The sequence below is a fragment of the Streptomyces sp. NPDC029526 genome (assembly GCF_040637405.1).
In the GTDB taxonomy this organism is placed as follows: domain Bacteria; phylum Actinomycetota; class Actinomycetes; order Streptomycetales; family Streptomycetaceae; genus Streptomyces.
In genome coordinates this window covers 215,480-231,325 of record NZ_JBEZWE010000010.1, presented here as the reverse complement: position 1 = coordinate 231,325, position 15,846 = coordinate 215,480, and the positions used below count along the sequence as shown (strand labels likewise).

At 74.9% G+C, this 15,846-nt stretch carries 15 protein-coding genes; 7 read left to right on the top strand and 8 right to left on the bottom strand.

Features of this window, described 5'->3' with window-relative positions:
• Nucleotides 1–147 precede the first annotated feature (147 nt).
• The gene (locus AB0F01_RS21845; protein WP_362098187.1) at nucleotides 148–630 is read left to right on the top strand and encodes a VOC family protein; all 483 of its coding nucleotides are present in this window, start codon (nucleotides 148–150) and stop codon (nucleotides 628–630) included.
• 431 nt (nucleotides 631–1,061) lie between these two features.
• Here AB0F01_RS21845 and AB0F01_RS21840 read toward each other — a convergent pair whose 3' ends face one another.
• Nucleotides 1,062–2,018 carry an SGNH/GDSL hydrolase family protein gene (locus tag AB0F01_RS21840; protein WP_362098184.1) on the bottom strand — a complete coding sequence of 319 codons (957 nt, stop codon included), beginning with the start codon at nucleotides 2,016–2,018 and terminating at the stop codon, nucleotides 1,062–1,064.
• 388 nt (nucleotides 2,019–2,406) lie between these two features.
• Between AB0F01_RS21840 and AB0F01_RS21835 the strand changes: the two genes are divergently transcribed.
• Together AB0F01_RS21835 and AB0F01_RS21830 are read left to right on the top strand one after the other, a co-directional pair.
• Nucleotides 2,407–3,201: a VOC family protein gene (locus AB0F01_RS21835; RefSeq protein ID WP_362098182.1), complete on the top strand. Its 795-nt coding sequence runs from the start codon at nucleotides 2,407–2,409 to the stop codon at nucleotides 3,199–3,201.
• 53 nt (nucleotides 3,202–3,254) lie between these two features.
• Entirely contained in the window at nucleotides 3,255–3,974 is a 720-nt protein-coding gene (locus AB0F01_RS21830; RefSeq protein ID WP_362098180.1) for a ribonuclease H, read from the top strand.
• On the opposite strand, the gene AB0F01_RS21825 is transcribed toward AB0F01_RS21830, so the two are convergent.
• Both AB0F01_RS21825 and AB0F01_RS21820 read right to left on the bottom strand, forming a co-directional pair.
• The gene (locus tag AB0F01_RS21825; protein ID WP_362098177.1) at nucleotides 3,962–4,783 is read right to left on the bottom strand and encodes a tyrosinase family protein; all 822 of its coding nucleotides are present in this window, start codon (nucleotides 4,781–4,783) and stop codon (nucleotides 3,962–3,964) included. The genes AB0F01_RS21830 and AB0F01_RS21825 overlap by 13 nt on opposite strands.
• A 35-nt stretch (nucleotides 4,784–4,818) precedes the next feature.
• Nucleotides 4,819–5,268 (bottom strand): tyrosinase cofactor, encoded by a 450-nt coding sequence (locus tag AB0F01_RS21820; RefSeq protein WP_362098175.1) that lies wholly within the window; start codon nucleotides 5,266–5,268, stop codon nucleotides 4,819–4,821.
• 402 nt (nucleotides 5,269–5,670) lie between these two features.
• Here AB0F01_RS21820 and AB0F01_RS21815 point away from each other — a divergent pair, with 402 nt between their 5' ends.
• The gene (locus tag AB0F01_RS21815) at nucleotides 5,671–6,897 is read left to right on the top strand and encodes an FAD-dependent monooxygenase (RefSeq protein WP_362098173.1); all 1,227 of its coding nucleotides are present in this window, start codon (nucleotides 5,671–5,673) and stop codon (nucleotides 6,895–6,897) included.
• A 13-nt stretch (nucleotides 6,898–6,910) separates the two neighbouring features.
• Nucleotides 6,911–7,894, top strand: coding sequence for an aldo/keto reductase (locus AB0F01_RS21810; protein ID WP_362098170.1), 984 nt, complete (start codon nucleotides 6,911–6,913; stop codon nucleotides 7,892–7,894).
• 222 nt (nucleotides 7,895–8,116) lie between these two features.
• Here the strand turns inward: AB0F01_RS21810 and AB0F01_RS21805 are convergent, their stop codons facing one another.
• Complete coding sequence (locus AB0F01_RS21805; protein WP_362098168.1) at nucleotides 8,117–8,461, bottom strand: hypothetical protein; 345 nt, start codon at nucleotides 8,459–8,461, stop codon at nucleotides 8,117–8,119.
• A gap of 272 nt (nucleotides 8,462–8,733) precedes the next feature.
• Here AB0F01_RS21805 and AB0F01_RS21800 point away from each other — a divergent pair, with 272 nt between their 5' ends.
• Complete coding sequence (locus AB0F01_RS21800; protein ID WP_362098218.1) at nucleotides 8,734–9,159, top strand: DUF6328 family protein; 426 nt, start codon at nucleotides 8,734–8,736, stop codon at nucleotides 9,157–9,159.
• Nucleotides 9,160–9,352: 193 nt separating this feature from the next.
• On the opposite strand, the gene AB0F01_RS21795 is transcribed toward AB0F01_RS21800, so the two are convergent.
• Nucleotides 9,353–9,778 (bottom strand): SsgA family sporulation/cell division regulator, encoded by a 426-nt coding sequence (locus AB0F01_RS21795; protein ID WP_362098165.1) that lies wholly within the window; start codon nucleotides 9,776–9,778, stop codon nucleotides 9,353–9,355.
• 252 nt (nucleotides 9,779–10,030) lie between these two features.
• Complete coding sequence (locus tag AB0F01_RS21790; RefSeq protein WP_362098162.1) at nucleotides 10,031–11,002, bottom strand: LLM class F420-dependent oxidoreductase; 972 nt, start codon at nucleotides 11,000–11,002, stop codon at nucleotides 10,031–10,033.
• Between the two features lie 71 nt (nucleotides 11,003–11,073).
• Here AB0F01_RS21790 and AB0F01_RS21785 point away from each other — a divergent pair, with 71 nt between their 5' ends.
• Nucleotides 11,074–12,519, top strand: coding sequence for a serine hydrolase domain-containing protein (locus AB0F01_RS21785; protein WP_362098159.1), 1,446 nt, complete (start codon nucleotides 11,074–11,076; stop codon nucleotides 12,517–12,519).
• A gap of 31 nt (nucleotides 12,520–12,550) precedes the next feature.
• On the opposite strand, the gene AB0F01_RS21780 is transcribed toward AB0F01_RS21785, so the two are convergent.
• On the bottom strand, nucleotides 12,551–14,194 hold the full coding sequence (locus AB0F01_RS21780; protein WP_362098156.1) for a serine/threonine-protein kinase: 1,644 nt from the start codon (nucleotides 14,192–14,194) through the stop codon (nucleotides 12,551–12,553).
• A gap of 525 nt (nucleotides 14,195–14,719) precedes the next feature.
• Nucleotides 14,720–15,679 (bottom strand): threonine/serine dehydratase, encoded by a 960-nt coding sequence (locus AB0F01_RS21775; RefSeq protein ID WP_362098153.1) that lies wholly within the window; start codon nucleotides 15,677–15,679, stop codon nucleotides 14,720–14,722.
• Between the last annotated feature and the right edge of the window lie 167 nt (nucleotides 15,680–15,846).

Sequence of the window (15,846 nt, the reverse complement as noted above, 5' to 3'; positions counted from 1 at the left end):
GCCGCACGAATCCGTGCCGGGTGATTTTCCGATCGGTGTCCCGTGCTGAGAGGGCATGAGACACAGCCCCCCACACTAGCAGTGGCCCTTTCGTTCGGATCCGGGCCCGGTCACTCCTTCCGACACGTTCCACTCCTGGAGGTACTCATGACCACCGACGGATTCACCACCTGCCTGTGGTTCGACGGGCGCGCCGAGGAGGCCGCGCACTTCTACGTCTCCGTCTTCAAGAACTCCCACCTCGGCCGGATCACCCGCTACACCGAGGCGGGCCCGGGCCCCGACGGAAGCGTCCTCACCGTGGAGTTCACCGCCAACGGCCAGAGGTTCGTCGCGCTCAACGGCGGTCCGGAGTTCACCTTCTCGGAGGCGATCTCCTTCCAGATCGGCTGCGAGGACCAGGCGGAGATCGACCACTACTGGGACAAACTCGTCGAGGGCGGCGGCAGCCACGGCCCGTGCGGCTGGCTGAAGGACCGGTTCGGCGTGTCCTGGCAGGTGTCCCCCGTCCGCCTGGACGAGATGATCGCCGACCCGGACCCGGCCCGCGCGGACCGCGCCATGAAGGCGATGCTCGGCATGCACAAGCTGGACCTCGCGGCCCTGGAGAAGGCGTACGCGGGCGCGTGAGCGCCAGAACGGACGGGGCAGCGGGCCGGGACCGCCTCCGCGCGGGGTGACGAGCGCGCCGAGGACGCTCAGGGCCCGCCCCTGACCGCGCACCCGGAACCGGGACGGGCGGCCGTCCCTCCGGTTCCACCGGAGGGACGGGTGCGGCGCAGCGGGCATTCCGCCGGGGGGACGGGCGCGGCCCGGCGGGCGGCGCCGCCCGCCGCCCGTCCCCGGGTACCCCCCGGGGCGCGCCGCCCGCCGCCGTCCGTCTCCCGGAACCCGGCGCGCGGCCCGCCGCCGGGCGTCCCGTGCCCAGCGCCTCGTGCGTCGTGCCGCCGTCCTCCCGCGGCCTCCCGTCCTCCCGGCCTGACGCCCTGTGCCCGAAGCCCAGTGCCCGGTGCCCGACGCCCGACGCCCGGCGCCCGGCGGCCACCGCCGCGGTGCACCGGTCAGCCGGAGGCGCGGACGTGTTCACCGACCGCCCGCGTGATCTCCCGGGCGATGCGCAGGATCCCGGGCGAGGGCACCGGACACGGCTTGGGCTTCGACGTGGTGGGCGCCAGGCAGAAGTGCAGGTGGTCGTCGTTCCGGTGCAGGGCGGTCCGGTCACGTCCGGGCTGGGTGCAGTACCCGTCGCGGGCGCGTTCGTGGGCGGTGCACGGCAGGTACTGCGACCAGGTGTACCGCCCGCCCTCGGGGCTGACCGCCCGGCCCGCGTCGGCGACCAGGTCACCGGAGGCGGCGGCCCGCTCCCGGTAGAGCGCGTTCACCCGGCGGACCCGGTCGGGTGTCATGGGGTCCGGTCCCTGGAGCACCCACACGATGCGCGGCCGGTCGGCCCCGCCCGCGGCGTGGATCTGCTCGGTGAGCCGCCGGGCGTCGGCCGCGTACCGCCGGAAGTACGTCTCCTCGGCGGTCGCGTGGGAGACGCCCTTCATGCAGGGCGTGTAGTCCCAGGCGTTGCCCCAGAACTGCAGCACCACGTAGTCCGGCCGCACCGACCGCACCAGGGCCGCCGCCTTGTCGGCGGCGGGCACCAGGGAGCGGCCGGGGGTGCCTTCCAGGTAGTCGCACAGGGTCGTGCCGGAGTACGGCGCGCTGGTGTAGCGGGCGCGCAGACCGGAGCGCAGTTCGCGGCCGAGCACCTTCTGGTTCTCCATCGCGAGCGAGTCGCCGAGGTACAGCACCGTGGGCCGCCGCGAGGGCGCGGACCCGGCCGTGGCCGGCGCGGTGCCGGGGGCGGCGGTGCCGGGGGACGCGGGAGCGGCGGGCCGCTGGTGGGTGGTCGCCGACGCCTCGGGAGCCGCGGACGGCGGGGGACCGGCCGCCGGTTCCGACGCGGGGTCCCCGCACGCGCCGAGCAGCACGGCACACAGCACCCCACCCACCGTCAACAGCTTGCGCACAGGGCGGCCTCCCCCCACGGCCCGCGGAAACGGCCCTCAGGCAAGCACAGCGAGGGCGGTGGCGGAAGACCTTCCGGTGACAACTCGACGTCCACGGACGGGAGTCCGACGTCCCGGCACGCCGTCCCCGTCCGCCGCCGCAGACGCCGTCCCCGGTACCCGCACCTCGGGACCAGGGCCCCCGCCCCCGGTTGCCCGCCCGTGCGTGGGACCGTCCGGCGAGGGTGCGCCCCCGGGGAGGGACCGCCCCGCCGAAGGCCCCCTCCGGACCCGTACCCCGGCCGCCCGCGACACCCCCGCGCTTCACCGAGCGCACCGCTGCGGCCGTCGCTAGCGTGGAGTACCGGAACCGACAGACCGCCCGCCCGTTCGAGAGAGGGTCGCCGTCATGGCCGTACAACCCGAGGGAGCCCCCTGCTGGGCCGACGCGATGTTCAGCGACATCGAGGGGGCCAAGAGCTTCTACGGAGCGGTACTCGGCTGGACCTTCGGCGACACGGCGTCCGAGTACGGCAACTACACGCAGGCGTACGCGGACGGGAAGGCGGTGGCCGCCGTCGTGCCGCCCATGCCCGGGCAGGAGGGCACCTCCCAGTGGTGCCTGTACCTGGCGGCCGAGGACGCCGCCGCCACCGCCGCGCGGATCCGGGAGCACGGCGGCGAGTTGCTGATGAACCCCATGCCGGTCGGTGACTTCGGCACCATGTGCCTGGCCCGGGACCCCAGCGGGGTGGTGTTCGGCGTCTGGCAGGCCGGTACGCACGAGGGCTTCCAGGCGATGGGTGTGCCCGGCGCCTTCTGCTGGGCGGAGGTGTTCACCCGTGATCCGGACGCGGCCGACGCCTTCTTCCCCGCCGTCTTCTCCTACCGGCAGAAGGAGATGGCGGACGAGATGGACTTCCGGGTCTACGACCTGGGCGAACAGAGCGTGCTGGGCCGGATGCGGATGACGGAGGACTTCCCGCCCGAGGTGCCGCCGTACATCAACGTGTACTTCGCCGTGGCCGACTGCGACGCGGCCGTGGCCCGGGCCGCCGAGCTGGGCGGCATCCTGCGGTTCGGGCCGCAGAGCACGCCGTTCGGCCGGCTGGCCACGATCAGCGACCCGCAGGGCGCCACCTTCTCCGTGATCGATCTCACCACCACCGAGGGCGACGTGCCGGACACCACGGGCGTGGACTGAGCCATCGCCGGCGGCCGGGAACGGCCCGTGCGGACGGGTCCGCCGCCCGTGGCATGATCGGGGCCATGGGTGAGCGAGTGGTGGCCGCGTGCGACGGCGCGTCGAAGGGGAACCCCGGACCGGCCGGCTGGGCCTGGGTGATCGCGGACGACACGGAGACCCCGGTGCGCTGGCAGGCCGGCGCGCTCGGCCGGGCCACCAACAACGTCGCCGAACTCACCGCGCTGGAACGGCTGCTGGCCGCGACGGACCCCGCCGTGCCGCTCGAGGTCCGGATGGACTCGCAGTACGCCATGAAGGCCGTCACCACCTGGCTCCCCGGCTGGAAGCGCAACGGCTGGCGCACCGCGGCCGGCAAGCCGGTCGCCAACCAGGAACTCGTCGTGCGCATCGACGAGCTCCTGCGCGAGCGGTCCGTCGAGTTCCGCTACGTCCCCGCCCACCAGGTGGACGGGGACCGGCTCAACGACTTCGCGGACCGAGCCGCCAGCCAGGCGGCCACGGTGCAGGAGGACGCGGGCAGCGAGCTGGGCTCGCCCGAGCCGCCGCCCGCCCCCGACGCCCCGCCCGCCGGTGCCGGGAAGCGGCGGTCCGGCAAGCCCGCGGCGGCCCGCCCGCGTGGCGGCTCCTCCCCGCGCACCCTGAAGGCGAAGTTCCCCGGGCGGTGCCGGTGCGGCCGTTCCTACGCGGCGGGCGAGCCCATCGCCAAGAACGACAGCGGCTGGGGCCACCCGGAGTGCCGGACGGCCGACGGCGCCGGTCAGGCGTCGTAGGTGTAGTGCGGGGTGTGGTCCAGGAGGTCAGCCGGACTCGTGTCGTGCCACGGCCCCATCGTCTCCTCGAGGTCCACGACGTCCGGCGTCCCGGAGGCCGGGAGGTAGCCGGAGCCGGGGTGCCGGCGCTGCCACTCGGTCCACAGCTTGTCGATGTAGGCGTGGTGCAGCCAGAACACCGGGTCGTTGGGGGAGACGCCGGTGGCCATCTGCCCCCCGACCCACACGTGCACCCTGTTGTGCAGGTTGACCCCCCGCCAGCCCTCCAGGTGGTTGCGGAAGCCGTCCGAGCCGCTGTTCCAGGGCGGCATGTCGTAGGTGGACAGGGAGAGCACGGATTCGACGTCCGCCCGGGTCGGCAGATGCCGGCCGCCCGCGCCGAGTGCCCGCCGCAGATAGGTGCGCTCGTCCACCCGCACCGTGATGGGCCAGTTGCCGGTGGACGCGGCGAACGGGCCGTCCATCACGCGGCCGTCCCGGCTGCGCCCGGTGCCGCCGAGGAAGTCGGGTGCCCACAGGGAGGAGCGCACCGAGGAGTCGGTGCTCCAGTCCCAGTAGGGCAGCGCCACCGAGGCGTCCACCGACTGCAGGGCCCGCTCGAACTCCAGCAGGAATCTCCGGTGCCAGGGCAGGAACGACGGGGACCGGTGCCCCGTGCGGGGGCCGTGGTCGGTGTCGGCGACGATGAAGCCGTTGTGCGTGGTGACGAAGGCGTCGTAGCGGCCGGAACGCTTCAGTTCCAGCAGGGCGGCGACGAAGCGGCGCTTCTCCCCGGCGGTCAGCGACGCCTGGTTCTTGCGGACGGTCATGTGCGGTGGTGCTCCCAACGTACGGACGGCACGGTTCAGTTGGCGGGCTTGCTGGGCTCGGCGGGCTCGGCGGGGGAGGCCGGGGCGGGGGCCGTGGGGAAGGGCAGCAGGGGGGAGCCCTGCAGTTCGTCCACCGCGGCGCGGGCGGCGGCCCGGGGGGTGGGCACGGGGTCGTAGTGGCTGACCACGCTGATCCAGCTGCCGTCGGCGTTCTGCATCACGTGCAGCTCCACGCCGTCGACGAACACGGCGACCGCGGGACCGCCGTGGTGGTGATGACCGCCGGCGGAGGCCGGCCGACCCTGTATGCGGCGCCCCCGGTAGACCTCGTCGAAGTGGTCGGGCGCGGCATCGTGACGGCCGTGGCCGTGCCCGTGGTCGCGGGCGTCGGCCCGGGCGGCGGGGGCGAGCGCCGCGGCGCCGCCCGCGGTGGCGGTGAGGGCCGCGGCTGCGGTGAGCGCACGGCGACGGCTGAGTGCGGGCATGGGACCTCCTGGACGGGGCGTGTGCGTACGGACCCCGCATACCTACCGGGCGCGTCGGATTGCGGAGAAATCCCCCGGGGCCGGTTGGCTGCGATCCGGGCAATTCACCGCAGGAGGTACAGGGTTGAACCAAGATGATCTTGCTTCGCCGGGGCGCCGAGTGGAGCGGAAGGGGTAATTCCTTGCGCGGCGGGCCCTCTTCGCCCCGAACCCTGGCGTCGCGGCGGCGATCCCGTGGTGTCCGTCACGTCCGGAGAATGGCGCGATCCGCGAGCCCGAGGATCACCGTCGCCTGCCTGCTACGCTGCGTCAGCATCCGACTCCTGTCCGTCATGTCCGGATGTCCGGCAGGCCCGGAGGCCCCCGGCGTTCCCCGGAGTTCCCCGGAAAGTCCCCACAGAGGTGCGCGTGAAGGTCGTCTGCGTCGGCGGTGGACCCGCCGGTCTGTATCTCTCGGTCCTGCTGAAACTCCAGGACCCCGCCCATGACGTCACCGTCCACGAACGCGACCCCGAGGGCTCCACCTACGGGTGGGGAGTGACCTACTGGCAGACCCTGCTGGACCGCCTCCGGGCCCACGACCCCGGCTCGGCCGGCGCTCTGGAGACCCATTCCGTGCACTGGCAGGAGGGCGTCGCCCGCGTCCGGGACCACGAGCGGGACCTGACCACCCGTCACCGCGGCGACCGCGGGTACGGCATCGGACGCCACCGGCTGCTCGAGCTGCTCGCCGACCGCGCCCGCTCCCTCGGCGTGCGCCTCGTCTTCGACAGCGACGTCGCCGCCGACCGGCTGCCCGAGGCGGACCTGGTGGTGGCCGCCGACGGCGTGCACAGCGCCCTGCGCACCCGCCACGCCGACCACTTCGGCACCCGCGTCACCGCCGGGCCGCACCCCTACCTGTGGCTCGGCACCACCAAGGTCTTCGACGCCTTCACCCACTCCTTCGTCGAGACCGCCCACGGCTGGATCTGGTGCTACGGATACCCCTACTCCCCGCAGAGCAGCACCTGCGTGATCGAGTGCGCTCCCGGCACCCTCGCCGGACTCGGGCTCGACCGCGCCGGGGAGGCCGACGGGCTCGCCCTGCTGGAGGAGCTCTTCGCCGACGTCCTCGACGGCCACCGGCTCACCGGCCGGCCCGGCCCGGGCGGTGCCGCCCGGTGGGAGACGTTCCGCACCGTGACCAACCGCACCTGGCACCGCGGCAACCTGGTCCTCCTCGGCGACGCCGCCCACACCACCCACTACTCCGTCGGCGCCGGCACCAGCCTCGCCCTCGAGGACGCCGTCGCCCTCGCCGGGGCCCTGCGCGACCGTCCCGAGGTGCCCGCCGCCCTCGCGCACTACGAACGCGAACGCCGGGCCGCCCTGCTGCCCGCGCAGAGTGCCGCCCGGCACAGCGCCCGGTGGTACGCGGACCTGCAGCGCTACATCCGCCTCCCCCCGGAGCAGATGTTCGCCCTGCTCGGCCAGCGCCACTCGCCGCTGCTGCCGTACGTCCCGCCGCAGCTCTACTACCGGCTCGACCGGGCGGCCGGGCGGCTGGACACGCTGCGGCGCCTCAAGCGCTGGGCGGGCCCCCGGCTCGCGCGCCGGGCACAGAGCCTGGCCGACCGGGACGGATGACAGACTGTCGCCCATGGACGAGCGCACATTCGAACGGTCCGGTCAGCACGCCTCGGTGATCGGACTGGGCACCTGGCAACTCGGCGCCGACTGGGGCGACGTGGACGACAAGCAGGCCCTCGCGGTGCTGGAGGCCGCCGCCGAGGCGGGCGTGACCTTCTTCGACACCGCCGACGTGTACGGGGACGGCCGCAGCGAGCAGACCATCGCGTCCTTCGTCAGTGGCCGTCCCGACCTGCACGTGATGATCGCCACCAAGATGGGCCGGCGGGTGGAACAGATCCCCGAGCACTACGTGCTGGACAACTTCCGCGCCTGGACGGACCGCTCCCGCCGCAACCTCGGCGTCGACCGGCTCGACCTCGTGCAGCTGCACTGCCCGCCGACCGCGGTCTACTCCCGCGACGAGGTCTTCGACGCCCTGGACACCCTGGTGGCGGAGGAGCGCGTCGCCGCCTACGGCGTCAGCGTGGAGACCTGCGCGGAGGCCCTGGCGGCGATCGCCCGGCCGCACGTGGCGAGCGTGCAGATCATCCTCAACCCGTTCCGGATGAAGCCGCTGCGCGAGGTGCTGCCGGCGGCCCGGGAGGCCGGCGTCGGCATCATCGCCCGCGTCCCCCTGGCCTCCGGCCTGCTGTCCGGGAAGTACACCGCGGACACCGTCTTCCCCGACAACGACCACCGGACGTTCAACCGGCACGGCGAGTCCTTCGACCAGGGCGAGACCTTCTCCGGCGTCGACTACGCCACCGGTGTCGAGGCCGCCGCCGAGTTCGCCGCGCTCACCCCCGAGGGGTACACCCCGGCCCAGCTGGCGTTGCGTTGGATCGCCGGCCTGCCGGGCGTGACCACCGTGATCCCCGGCGCCCGCACGCCCGAGCAGGCCCGGGCCAACGCGGCCGCCGCGCGCCTGCCGGAGTTGTCGCAGGAGACCCTCGCGGCGATCGACGACCTCTACGCCCGGCGGATCCGGGACCATGTGGAGTCCCGCTGGTAGGACGCACGTGCCGGCCCGCCGAGGGCTCCGCCGACCGGGGCCCCGGTGCCAGGGGGCGGGACCAAGGCCCGCGTGAGGTCGGGGCAACGCGCCCTCGGCGGGAGACCGGTACGCGCACGACCCGCCGAGGAAGCGCACACGCGTACGCCCCGCCGGCAGGGCGGGACGTACACGGTCCTGTCGGCGACCGGGACGCGCACCGTCCTGTCGGCGACCGGGTGCTCACGGCTCCAGGAGCAGCTGCCTCTCCTGCTCCTGGTCGCCGGCCGCCGTCCCGTCGTCGCGGACCGTGAACGCCGCCCCGAGGGCGTCGCCCGCCCGGCGCACCGCGTCCGGGGTGCCCTGCACCGTCACGGCCACCGGCGCCGTCAGCGGGGCGGCGTCCGCGGCCGACGCTCCGGTGTCCGCCGGGCCCTCGGCGCCGAAGGTCGCGGTCCGCACGGTCGCGTGCTCGTCGGAGGGGAGCCCGTCCGACGCGCCGAAGGTTCCCTCCAGGGCCCGGACGACCGCCCGCGCGTCGTCGATGCCCCCGCCGCTCAGCGTGACGGTGAGCTGGGTGTCCGCCATGTCCTTCACAACCTCCCGGCCTCGGTGTCGTAGCGGTCCGTGTAACCGGGCGCCCGCCGGCCAAACCGGTGGCGCGTCGAGCGGGGAAAGCACCCGGGGCGGGGAACCCGGTGGGAGGAGAGGCAGGCGGGCCCGAGTACCCGGGAGGCGGCGTGACCGACGCGGAGCAGGGCCGGCCGGTGCGCGCGGAGAAGAGCGGGCCGGTGCGTGCGGAGCAGTCCGGTCCGGTGCGCAGAGGGCGCAACGAGACCGAGGACGAGAGAGCGGACCGGATGTGGCAGGAGCTGATCCAGGAGGTCCGCGTCGCGCAGATGGGCGTGCAGATCCTCTTCGGGTTCCTGCTGACCGTGGTCTTCACGCCGAAGTACGGCGACCTGTCCGACGCCGATCAGACGATCTACCTCGTCACCGTCGTCCTGGGCGCGTGCGCCACCGGCGCGCTCATCGCCCCGGTCACGCTGCACCGCCTCGTCTCCGGACGGCGGATCAAGGCACAGGCGGTGCGGCTGGCCTCGCGGGTGACCCTGCTCGGGCTGTTGCTGCTGCTCGCCACCACCTGCGCGTCCCTGCTGCTCATCCTGCGGGTGGCGACCGACGACGGCTTCGTCCCGTATCTGGTCGCCGGGGTGGTCTTCTGGTATCTGCTCTGTTGGTTCGGACTGCCGCTGTACGCCCGGCACCGGAACTCGACCCGCTGAGCGACCGGTCCCGCGGAGCGACCGGTCCCGCCGAGCCGCCGACCCCGCCGAGCGGCCGCCCCCCCCCGCGAACGCCCGGTGCCGCCGCAGCACCCGCCGAAGTCCGGTACGCACCCCTGGCGCCGACCGTGCCGACCGTGCCGACCGTGCCGACCGCGCCGACCGCGCCGACCGCGACCCGGGGCGCGGAGGGTCAGCGCTCGGCGAGGAGGTCCGCCAGGAAGTCGTCGATGCCGGCGTCCTCGTGGCCCGGCGGGACCAGGCGCCGCGTCTCGTCGAGGAACTCCCCGACCGTCTCCGCCCAGGCGAACACCACCGCGTGGTGCCGGCCCCCGTCGGGGCGGGGCTCGCCCAGGAACTCCATCCGCAGCTCCCGGCCCGTGCCGCGCACCTCCGGGGACAGGCGGACGTCCCCGACACCGACCGGCCCCCGCAGGCCGTCCGCGACCATCTCGCGGTCGAGCTGCCAGCGCGCCAGGACCCGGCCGTCGTGACTGAAGACCGCGGTGACGGCGAACGGGTCGGCGGGCTCGTAACTGAGGTGGGCGAGCACGGGGAAGCGCTCCGAATCACCCGCCTGGAGTTCCACCACCAGGGTCTTGTGCACGAACGAGTTCACGAAAGGGCCTCCGGGACGCGTAGCGACGTAGAGCCCTCTAGTACCCCGCATCCCGGCGGAATGCTCCGTCGTCCGAGTGAATCCTTCCGCGGCCCGCCTATGTCCGTCTATGTGCGCTCATCATCGCTCACGGCCCGTCCAGGCCGCTCGGGCCGCTCCGGCCGCACGCCCTGCGCCCCGCGCCCCGCGGGTCAGGCCCCGCCGCCCAGCCGTCCAGCCCCGCCCTGCCGTCCAGCCGTCCCGCCTCGTGCCTCAGCCGAAGGCGTCCCGCAGCGCCGGGAGCAGCGTCTTCTCCGCCCAGTCCAGATAGGCCGGCTGGGAGTCGCCGCCGATCTGCACCAGCGCGATCTCGGTGAAGCCGGCCTCCGCGTAGGGGCGGACCGCCTCGACGAAGTCGTCCGGGTCGTCGCCGCACGGGATCGAGGCGGCCACGTCGTCCGGCCGCACGAACTGCGTGGCGGCCTCGAAGGAGTCCGGGTGGGGGAGTTCGGAGTTGACCTTCCACCCGCCGGCGAACCACCGGAACTCGGCGTGCGCCCGCCGCACCGCCGCGTCCCGGTCGGGGTCGTGGCACACCGGCAGCTGTCCCACCCTCGGCTTGCCCGCACCGCCGTGCCGGTCGAAGGCGTCGAGCAGCCCGGCCTCCGGCTCGGTCGCGATCACCAGGTCGGCGAGCCGCCCCGCGAGGGCGCAGGAGCGCTCCCCGGAGACCGCGATGCCGATCGGCGGCGGCTGGTCCGGCAGGTCCCACAGCCGGGCGGACTCCACGTCGAAGTGGGTGCCGCGACGGTTGACGTGACCGCCGTCGAGGAGCGCGCGGATGATCTCCACCGCCTCCTCGAACATCTCGTGCCGCACGTCGACGGGGGGCCAGCCGCCGCCCACGACGTGCTCGTTGAGGTTCTCGCCCGAGCCGAGACCCAGCCGGAACCGGCCCTCGGACAGCAGTTGCAGGGTCGCCGCCTTCTGCGCCACCACCGCGGGGTGGTAGCGGAACGTCGGACACGTCACGTACGTCATCAGCGGGATGCGCGAGGTGGCCTGGGCGGCGGCGCCCAGCACGCTCCAGGCGTACGGCGAGTGGCCCTGGGCCCGCAGCCACGGAAAGTAGTGGTCCGAGGTCACCGAGAAGTCGAAGCCCGCCTCCTCGGCCCGCACCACATGGTCGACCAGCTCCCGCGGCCCGGCCTGCTCGGTCATCATCGTGTATCCGATCTGCACCATGATGTCCGGGTCCCCGCCCGCGCCGGCCGGAAACGGTGGATCACCCGCCCCCGGCCGGGCAGGATCACCGCATGAGCCCTACCAGTGCCGATCCGCCGCCCGCCTCCGCACCCGCCGCCCAGGGCGTCGACGCCGCCGGGGTGCACGCCCTCCTCGACGCCCTGGAGGCCGCCGGGGACATCGAACCGCACAGCCTCATGATCCTGCGGCACGGCAGGGTGGTCGCCGCCGGCTGGTGGGCCCCGTACACCCCCGCACGCCCCCACCTGCTGTACTCGCTCAGCAAGTCCTTCACCGTGACCGCCGCGGCCCTCGCCGAGGCGGAGGGCCTGATCGACTTCGACGCGCCGGTGATCTCCCACTTCCCGGAGTTCGCGGCGGACGTCACCGATCCCCGCAGCCGCGCGATGCGGGTGAGGCACCTCGCCTCGATGGCCAGCGGACACGACCGCGACACCGTGGACGCGGCGTACCGCCGCGACCCCGCCGAGCCCGTGCGCGGCTTCCTGCTGATCCCGCCCGACCGCGACCCGGGCACCCTCTTCGCGTACAACCAGCCCAACACCTACACCCTGGGCGCCGTCGTCCAGCGCGTGACCGGGCAGTCGCTCACCGACTACCTGCGGCCCCGGCTGCTGGACCCGCTGGGCATCGGCCCGACCGGGTGGGTCCGCGACCGAACCGGCCGCGAGATCGGCTTCAGCGGCCTGTACGCCCCCACCGACGCCGTCGCCCGGCTGGGCGCCCTGTATTTCGCCGACGGCGTCCACAAAGGCCGGCGGCTGCTGCCCGAGGGCTGGGCCGCCCGCGCCTCGCGCCCGCACATCGCGACGGCCGGCGCCCTGGGCGAGGACCACCCGGACTGGGACCAGGGATACGGCCACCACTTCTGGATCTCCCGGCACGGATACCGCGGGGACGGCGCCTACGGCCAGTTCTGCCTCGTGCTGCCCGAGCACGGGGCCGTGATCGCCGCGACGTCGGCGACCGAACGCATGCAGGACTACCTGGACCTGGTCTGGCGGCACCTGCTGCCCGCCCTCCACCCGGCACCGCTCACCGGCCGGGACGCCGAGGACGCGGCGCTGCGCGACCGGCTCGCCAGGCTCTCCCTCCCACCGGCCCCGGGCCGCCCGGTGCCGCCGGAGCGGGCCGCGGACTGGGCGGGCGCCGTGTTCGCCCCGGCGGGCGGCACCTGCGCCGACCAGCCCACCCTGACCGGCGCGCAGGTCACCGCCGCCGCGGACGGCGGCTGGACGCTCACCCTCACCGACCGTGGCGAACCGCTGTCGCTGCGGCTCCCGGACACGGCGTGGACGGTCACCGAGGAGCCCGTCCCGACCGCCGTCAGCGGCGGCTGGACCGGGCCCGGGACCCTGACGGCGGACGTGCTGTTCCTGGAGACACCCCACCGCCTGCGCCTGACCTGCTCCCTGGCGAACCGCACGTTCACGGCGAGCTGGGCGACCCGGCCCCTCCCTCCGACGCGCCTGCGCAGGCTGCGGTGCCCGGGGTGAGGGGCGCCCTCCGTGGACGCGGCCCCGGTGGTCAGTCCGTGCCGGGCCGGAAGGTCCGCAGGACGGTGCGCAGCGCCTCCTCCTCGGCGGGCCCCTCCCAGTCCGCGGCCGGGGTCGTCCAGCGCAGCGAGAAGCCGCGCCCGCCGCTCAGGAGGACCCCGCGGCCCAGGGTGCGCACCCGGGTGCCGTCGACGGTGGCGTACCACTCCATGTCGGCGGCCTTCCGCCCCTGGTAGGTCAGCGCCCGGATCGCGCCGATGCGCTGGTAGCCCGCGGTGCGCTTCAGGCCGGGCTCCACGTCGTCCCGCCACACCGCGACCGGGTCCGGGCCGACCCGCTCGCTGTAGGTCACCGCGAGCGTGCGCGGATCGTCGTCGGCGCCGAAGGTGGCACGGTAGGACCCCTCGGCCCCCGGCGTGGTGGACACCCGTTCCCAGCCCGCGGGCAGCGCGACGGAGAAGCCCTCCGGCGCGCGCAGGACGCGGAACCCCTCGGGCAGTCGGCCCGTGCCGGACGGGGACGGCTCGGCCCTGCCCGGCGGGGTGGACGGCGAGGTGGGCGGCGCGGCCGGGTCCCGGTCCCCGCCCTCCGGGGTCCCGCCGGGCGACGGCGGGGCCGCCGGCGCCGACGGGGGTGCCGAGGTGGCGGCGGGCGGTGCGGCCGGGGATCCGGCGGCGGACGGGCCGTCGCCCGGCAGCGACCGCGTCGCGGCCAGCACGGCGACCGTCACGACGACGACGGCCAGGGCGGTGCCGAGGACCGTCGTCCGGCGGCTCCACCTCCGGCCCGCGCGCCGCACCACGGCGAAGCCGACACCACGCAGCCGGGGACGTCCGGCCTCCGCCACCGCTCCCGCCCCGGGTTCCTCGCTGAGGACGCGGGTGAGGGCCTCGCGCGCCACCTGACGGGTCAGCCGTTCCCGCGCGTCCTTGCGCAACAGTCCCTGCACGACCCGGGTGAGGGGCCCGGCCCGCACGGGGGAGCGCAGCGGCAGCCGGTCCACGCCCCGCAGCGTCGCCTCGGGCCGCCCCCGGTCCCGGAACGGCGGACGTCCCTCCACCATCGTGTAGAGGAGGGCGCCCAGCGCCCAGAGGTCGGCGGCCGGGCCGACGCGTTCGTCGCGGGCCTGCTCCGGCGAGGCGTACGACGGCGCGGTCAGCCGCGGTGCCAGGGTCGCGCCGACGAGCCCGTACCCGGTGACGACGACCGGGCCGGTGTCCCGCACGAAGACCTGTCCGGGGCTGAGTTCGCCGTGCGTGACGCCCTGGGCGTGGGCGGCGTCCAGCACGTCGAGCAGTTCCAGGCCGATGCGGGCGGCCCGCACGGGGTTGACCGTGCCCTGCTCGGCGAGGAGCTGCCCGAGCGGAATGCCGTCGATCCACGCGGTGACCGTCCACAGCGCGCCGTCCTCGTCGAAGGCCTCCACCACGGTCGCCACCCGCCCCGGTGCCAGCCGGTCCACGCTCTCGGTGGTGCGCAGGACGCGCGACAGGACCCGGCGCGCGGTGTCGTCGGAGGTGTCCTCGGGCAGACCGGTCCGGGTGACCAGGCAGGGGCGGCCCGACCGGATGTCGTCGGCGTACCAGCAGACGCGGTTGGTCTCCCGGTGGAGGACCTCGACCAGCCGGAACCGACCACCGACCGACTCGTGCGTGGAGACGTGCGCCCTGCCCATGGTCATCCCTCGTCCGACCGCTGTTTCCGCCTTGGGCACAGGTACGGAGAAGGGGGCCCGATCGGTTCAATGAAAACGCGGCCGGATCGCGGCGCCGGAGTTTTCCGGCCCGTATTTCCAAAACCGTGGCCCGCGCAGGTATCGGCGGATCTCCCGGGAGCGGGCGGGACGCGGCCCACCTGGCACGCTGTGCCGTTCGGCGGGCCGTCCCCCCTCCTTTCCGGGGGCGGTGAAAGAACCGCCCCCGGCCCACCTGGAGTAACCCGCGGTAAAGCCCGGAGCGGGGAGGGAAAAGGAGCGGGCCACCCGGTAAGGCGGAATGCGAAGGAAGCAGGAAATGGCGGCGGCCCGCCGGGATACGGCCCCTGCCGGCGGGCGGCGGCCCGCCGGGTTCGGCCGCCGCCGGCGGGAGCGCCCGTGGCGGCAGCCGCGCCACGCGTGCCGTGTGTGCCGCGCGTGCCGCCCGCGCCGCCCGTGCCACCGGCGCCGCCCGTGCCACCGGCGCCACCGGCGCCGCCCGTGCGGTCAGCGCAGTCCGAAGCGGTCGGCCCAGACCGCCATGTCGGCGGTGGTCGCGTTGCCGCCGCAGACGACCAGTCCGAGCCGGGCGCCGTCGCCGACCCGCTCCCGCACCTGCCGGGCCGCGGGCAGCAGACAGCCGGCGGCCGGTTCCGTCCACACCTTGGCGTGCTCGGCCAGGTCGAGCGACCCGCGCACCGCCTCCCGGTCCGGCACCACCAGCACCTCGGTGACCAGCTCGGCGACGTGCTCGTAGGTCAGCGTCGACACGCTCGGGGCGCTCAGCGTGGAGACGACCGACGACAGCGCCACCGGCACCGGACCGCCCGCGGCCAGCGCCTCGGACATGGCCTCGGCGCCCCCGGTCTCCACCCCCCAGACCCGCACGCCCGGCCGCCGGGCCCGCAGGGCGGCGGCCACGCCGGAGATCAGCCCACCGCCCCCGATGCTGACCAGCACGTCGGTGACCTCGTCGGCGTCCTCGGCCAACTCCAGTCCCACGGTGCCCTGTCCGGCGATCACCTCGGGATCGTCGAACGGGTGGACCAGGGTCAGCCCCTCCTCCTGGAGCCGGGCCGTCAGCGCGAAGGCGCCGTCCATGTCCTCGGTGAGCCGCACCGTCGCCCCGGCCGACTCGGCGACCTCCACGGCACGCGCCGGAGCCGAACGCGGCATCACCACCGTCGCCTTCACGTCCAGGGCGGAGGCCATGACCGCGAGCGCGATGCCGTGGTTGCCGCCGCTGACGGCCACCACACCGGCGGCCCGCTCGGCCTCCCCGAGCGCCAGCAGCTTCGAGGCCGCTCCCCGGGCCTTGAACGACCCGGTGCGCTGCAGCAGTTCCAGCTTTGCCGTGACCGGGACGCCCAGGAGGGCCGACAGTCCAGGACTGGGGACGGTCGGCGTCCGCACCACGTGCCCGGCGATCCGTTCGGCCGCCGCCTCGATCCGCGAGATCCCGATCATGTCGGTCACCTTTCCGGCGCGGGGGTCGTGATCCACGCCGTGACGCACTCTCACCCCGGTGCGCGGCCCGGGTCAACCGGGACGGGCGGCACCGGACCGCGCGGCCCTCGCGCGGCGGACCGTCCGTCGGGCCGCCCGGCCTGCGGCGCGACGGGCACCGCCCGACG

Coding starts and splice junctions, on each gene's coding strand:
- AB0F01_RS21845 (WP_362098187.1), top strand. CDS start 148: ATGACCACCGACGGATTCACCACCTGCCTGTGGTTCGACGGGCGCGCC.
- AB0F01_RS21835 (WP_362098182.1), top strand. CDS start 2,407: ATGGCCGTACAACCCGAGGGAGCCCCCTGCTGGGCCGACGCGATGTTC.
- AB0F01_RS21830 (WP_362098180.1), top strand. CDS start 3,255: ATGATCGGGGCCATGGGTGAGCGAGTGGTGGCCGCGTGCGACGGCGCG.
- AB0F01_RS21825 (WP_362098177.1), bottom strand. CDS start 4,783: ATGACCGTCCGCAAGAACCAGGCGTCGCTGACCGCCGGGGAGAAGCGC.
- AB0F01_RS21820 (WP_362098175.1), bottom strand. CDS start 5,268: ATGCCCGCACTCAGCCGTCGCCGTGCGCTCACCGCAGCCGCGGCCCTC.
- AB0F01_RS21810 (WP_362098170.1), top strand. CDS start 6,911: ATGGACGAGCGCACATTCGAACGGTCCGGTCAGCACGCCTCGGTGATC.
- AB0F01_RS21805 (WP_362098168.1), bottom strand. CDS start 8,461: ATGGCGGACACCCAGCTCACCGTCACGCTGAGCGGCGGGGGCATCGAC.
- AB0F01_RS21800 (WP_362098218.1), top strand. CDS start 8,734: ATGTGGCAGGAGCTGATCCAGGAGGTCCGCGTCGCGCAGATGGGCGTG.
- AB0F01_RS21790 (WP_362098162.1), bottom strand. CDS start 11,002: ATGGTGCAGATCGGATACACGATGATGACCGAGCAGGCCGGGCCGCGG.
- AB0F01_RS21785 (WP_362098159.1), top strand. CDS start 11,074: ATGAGCCCTACCAGTGCCGATCCGCCGCCCGCCTCCGCACCCGCCGCC.
- AB0F01_RS21780 (WP_362098156.1), bottom strand. CDS start 14,194: ATGGGCAGGGCGCACGTCTCCACGCACGAGTCGGTCGGTGGTCGGTTC.
- AB0F01_RS21775 (WP_362098153.1), bottom strand. CDS start 15,679: ATGATCGGGATCTCGCGGATCGAGGCGGCGGCCGAACGGATCGCCGGG.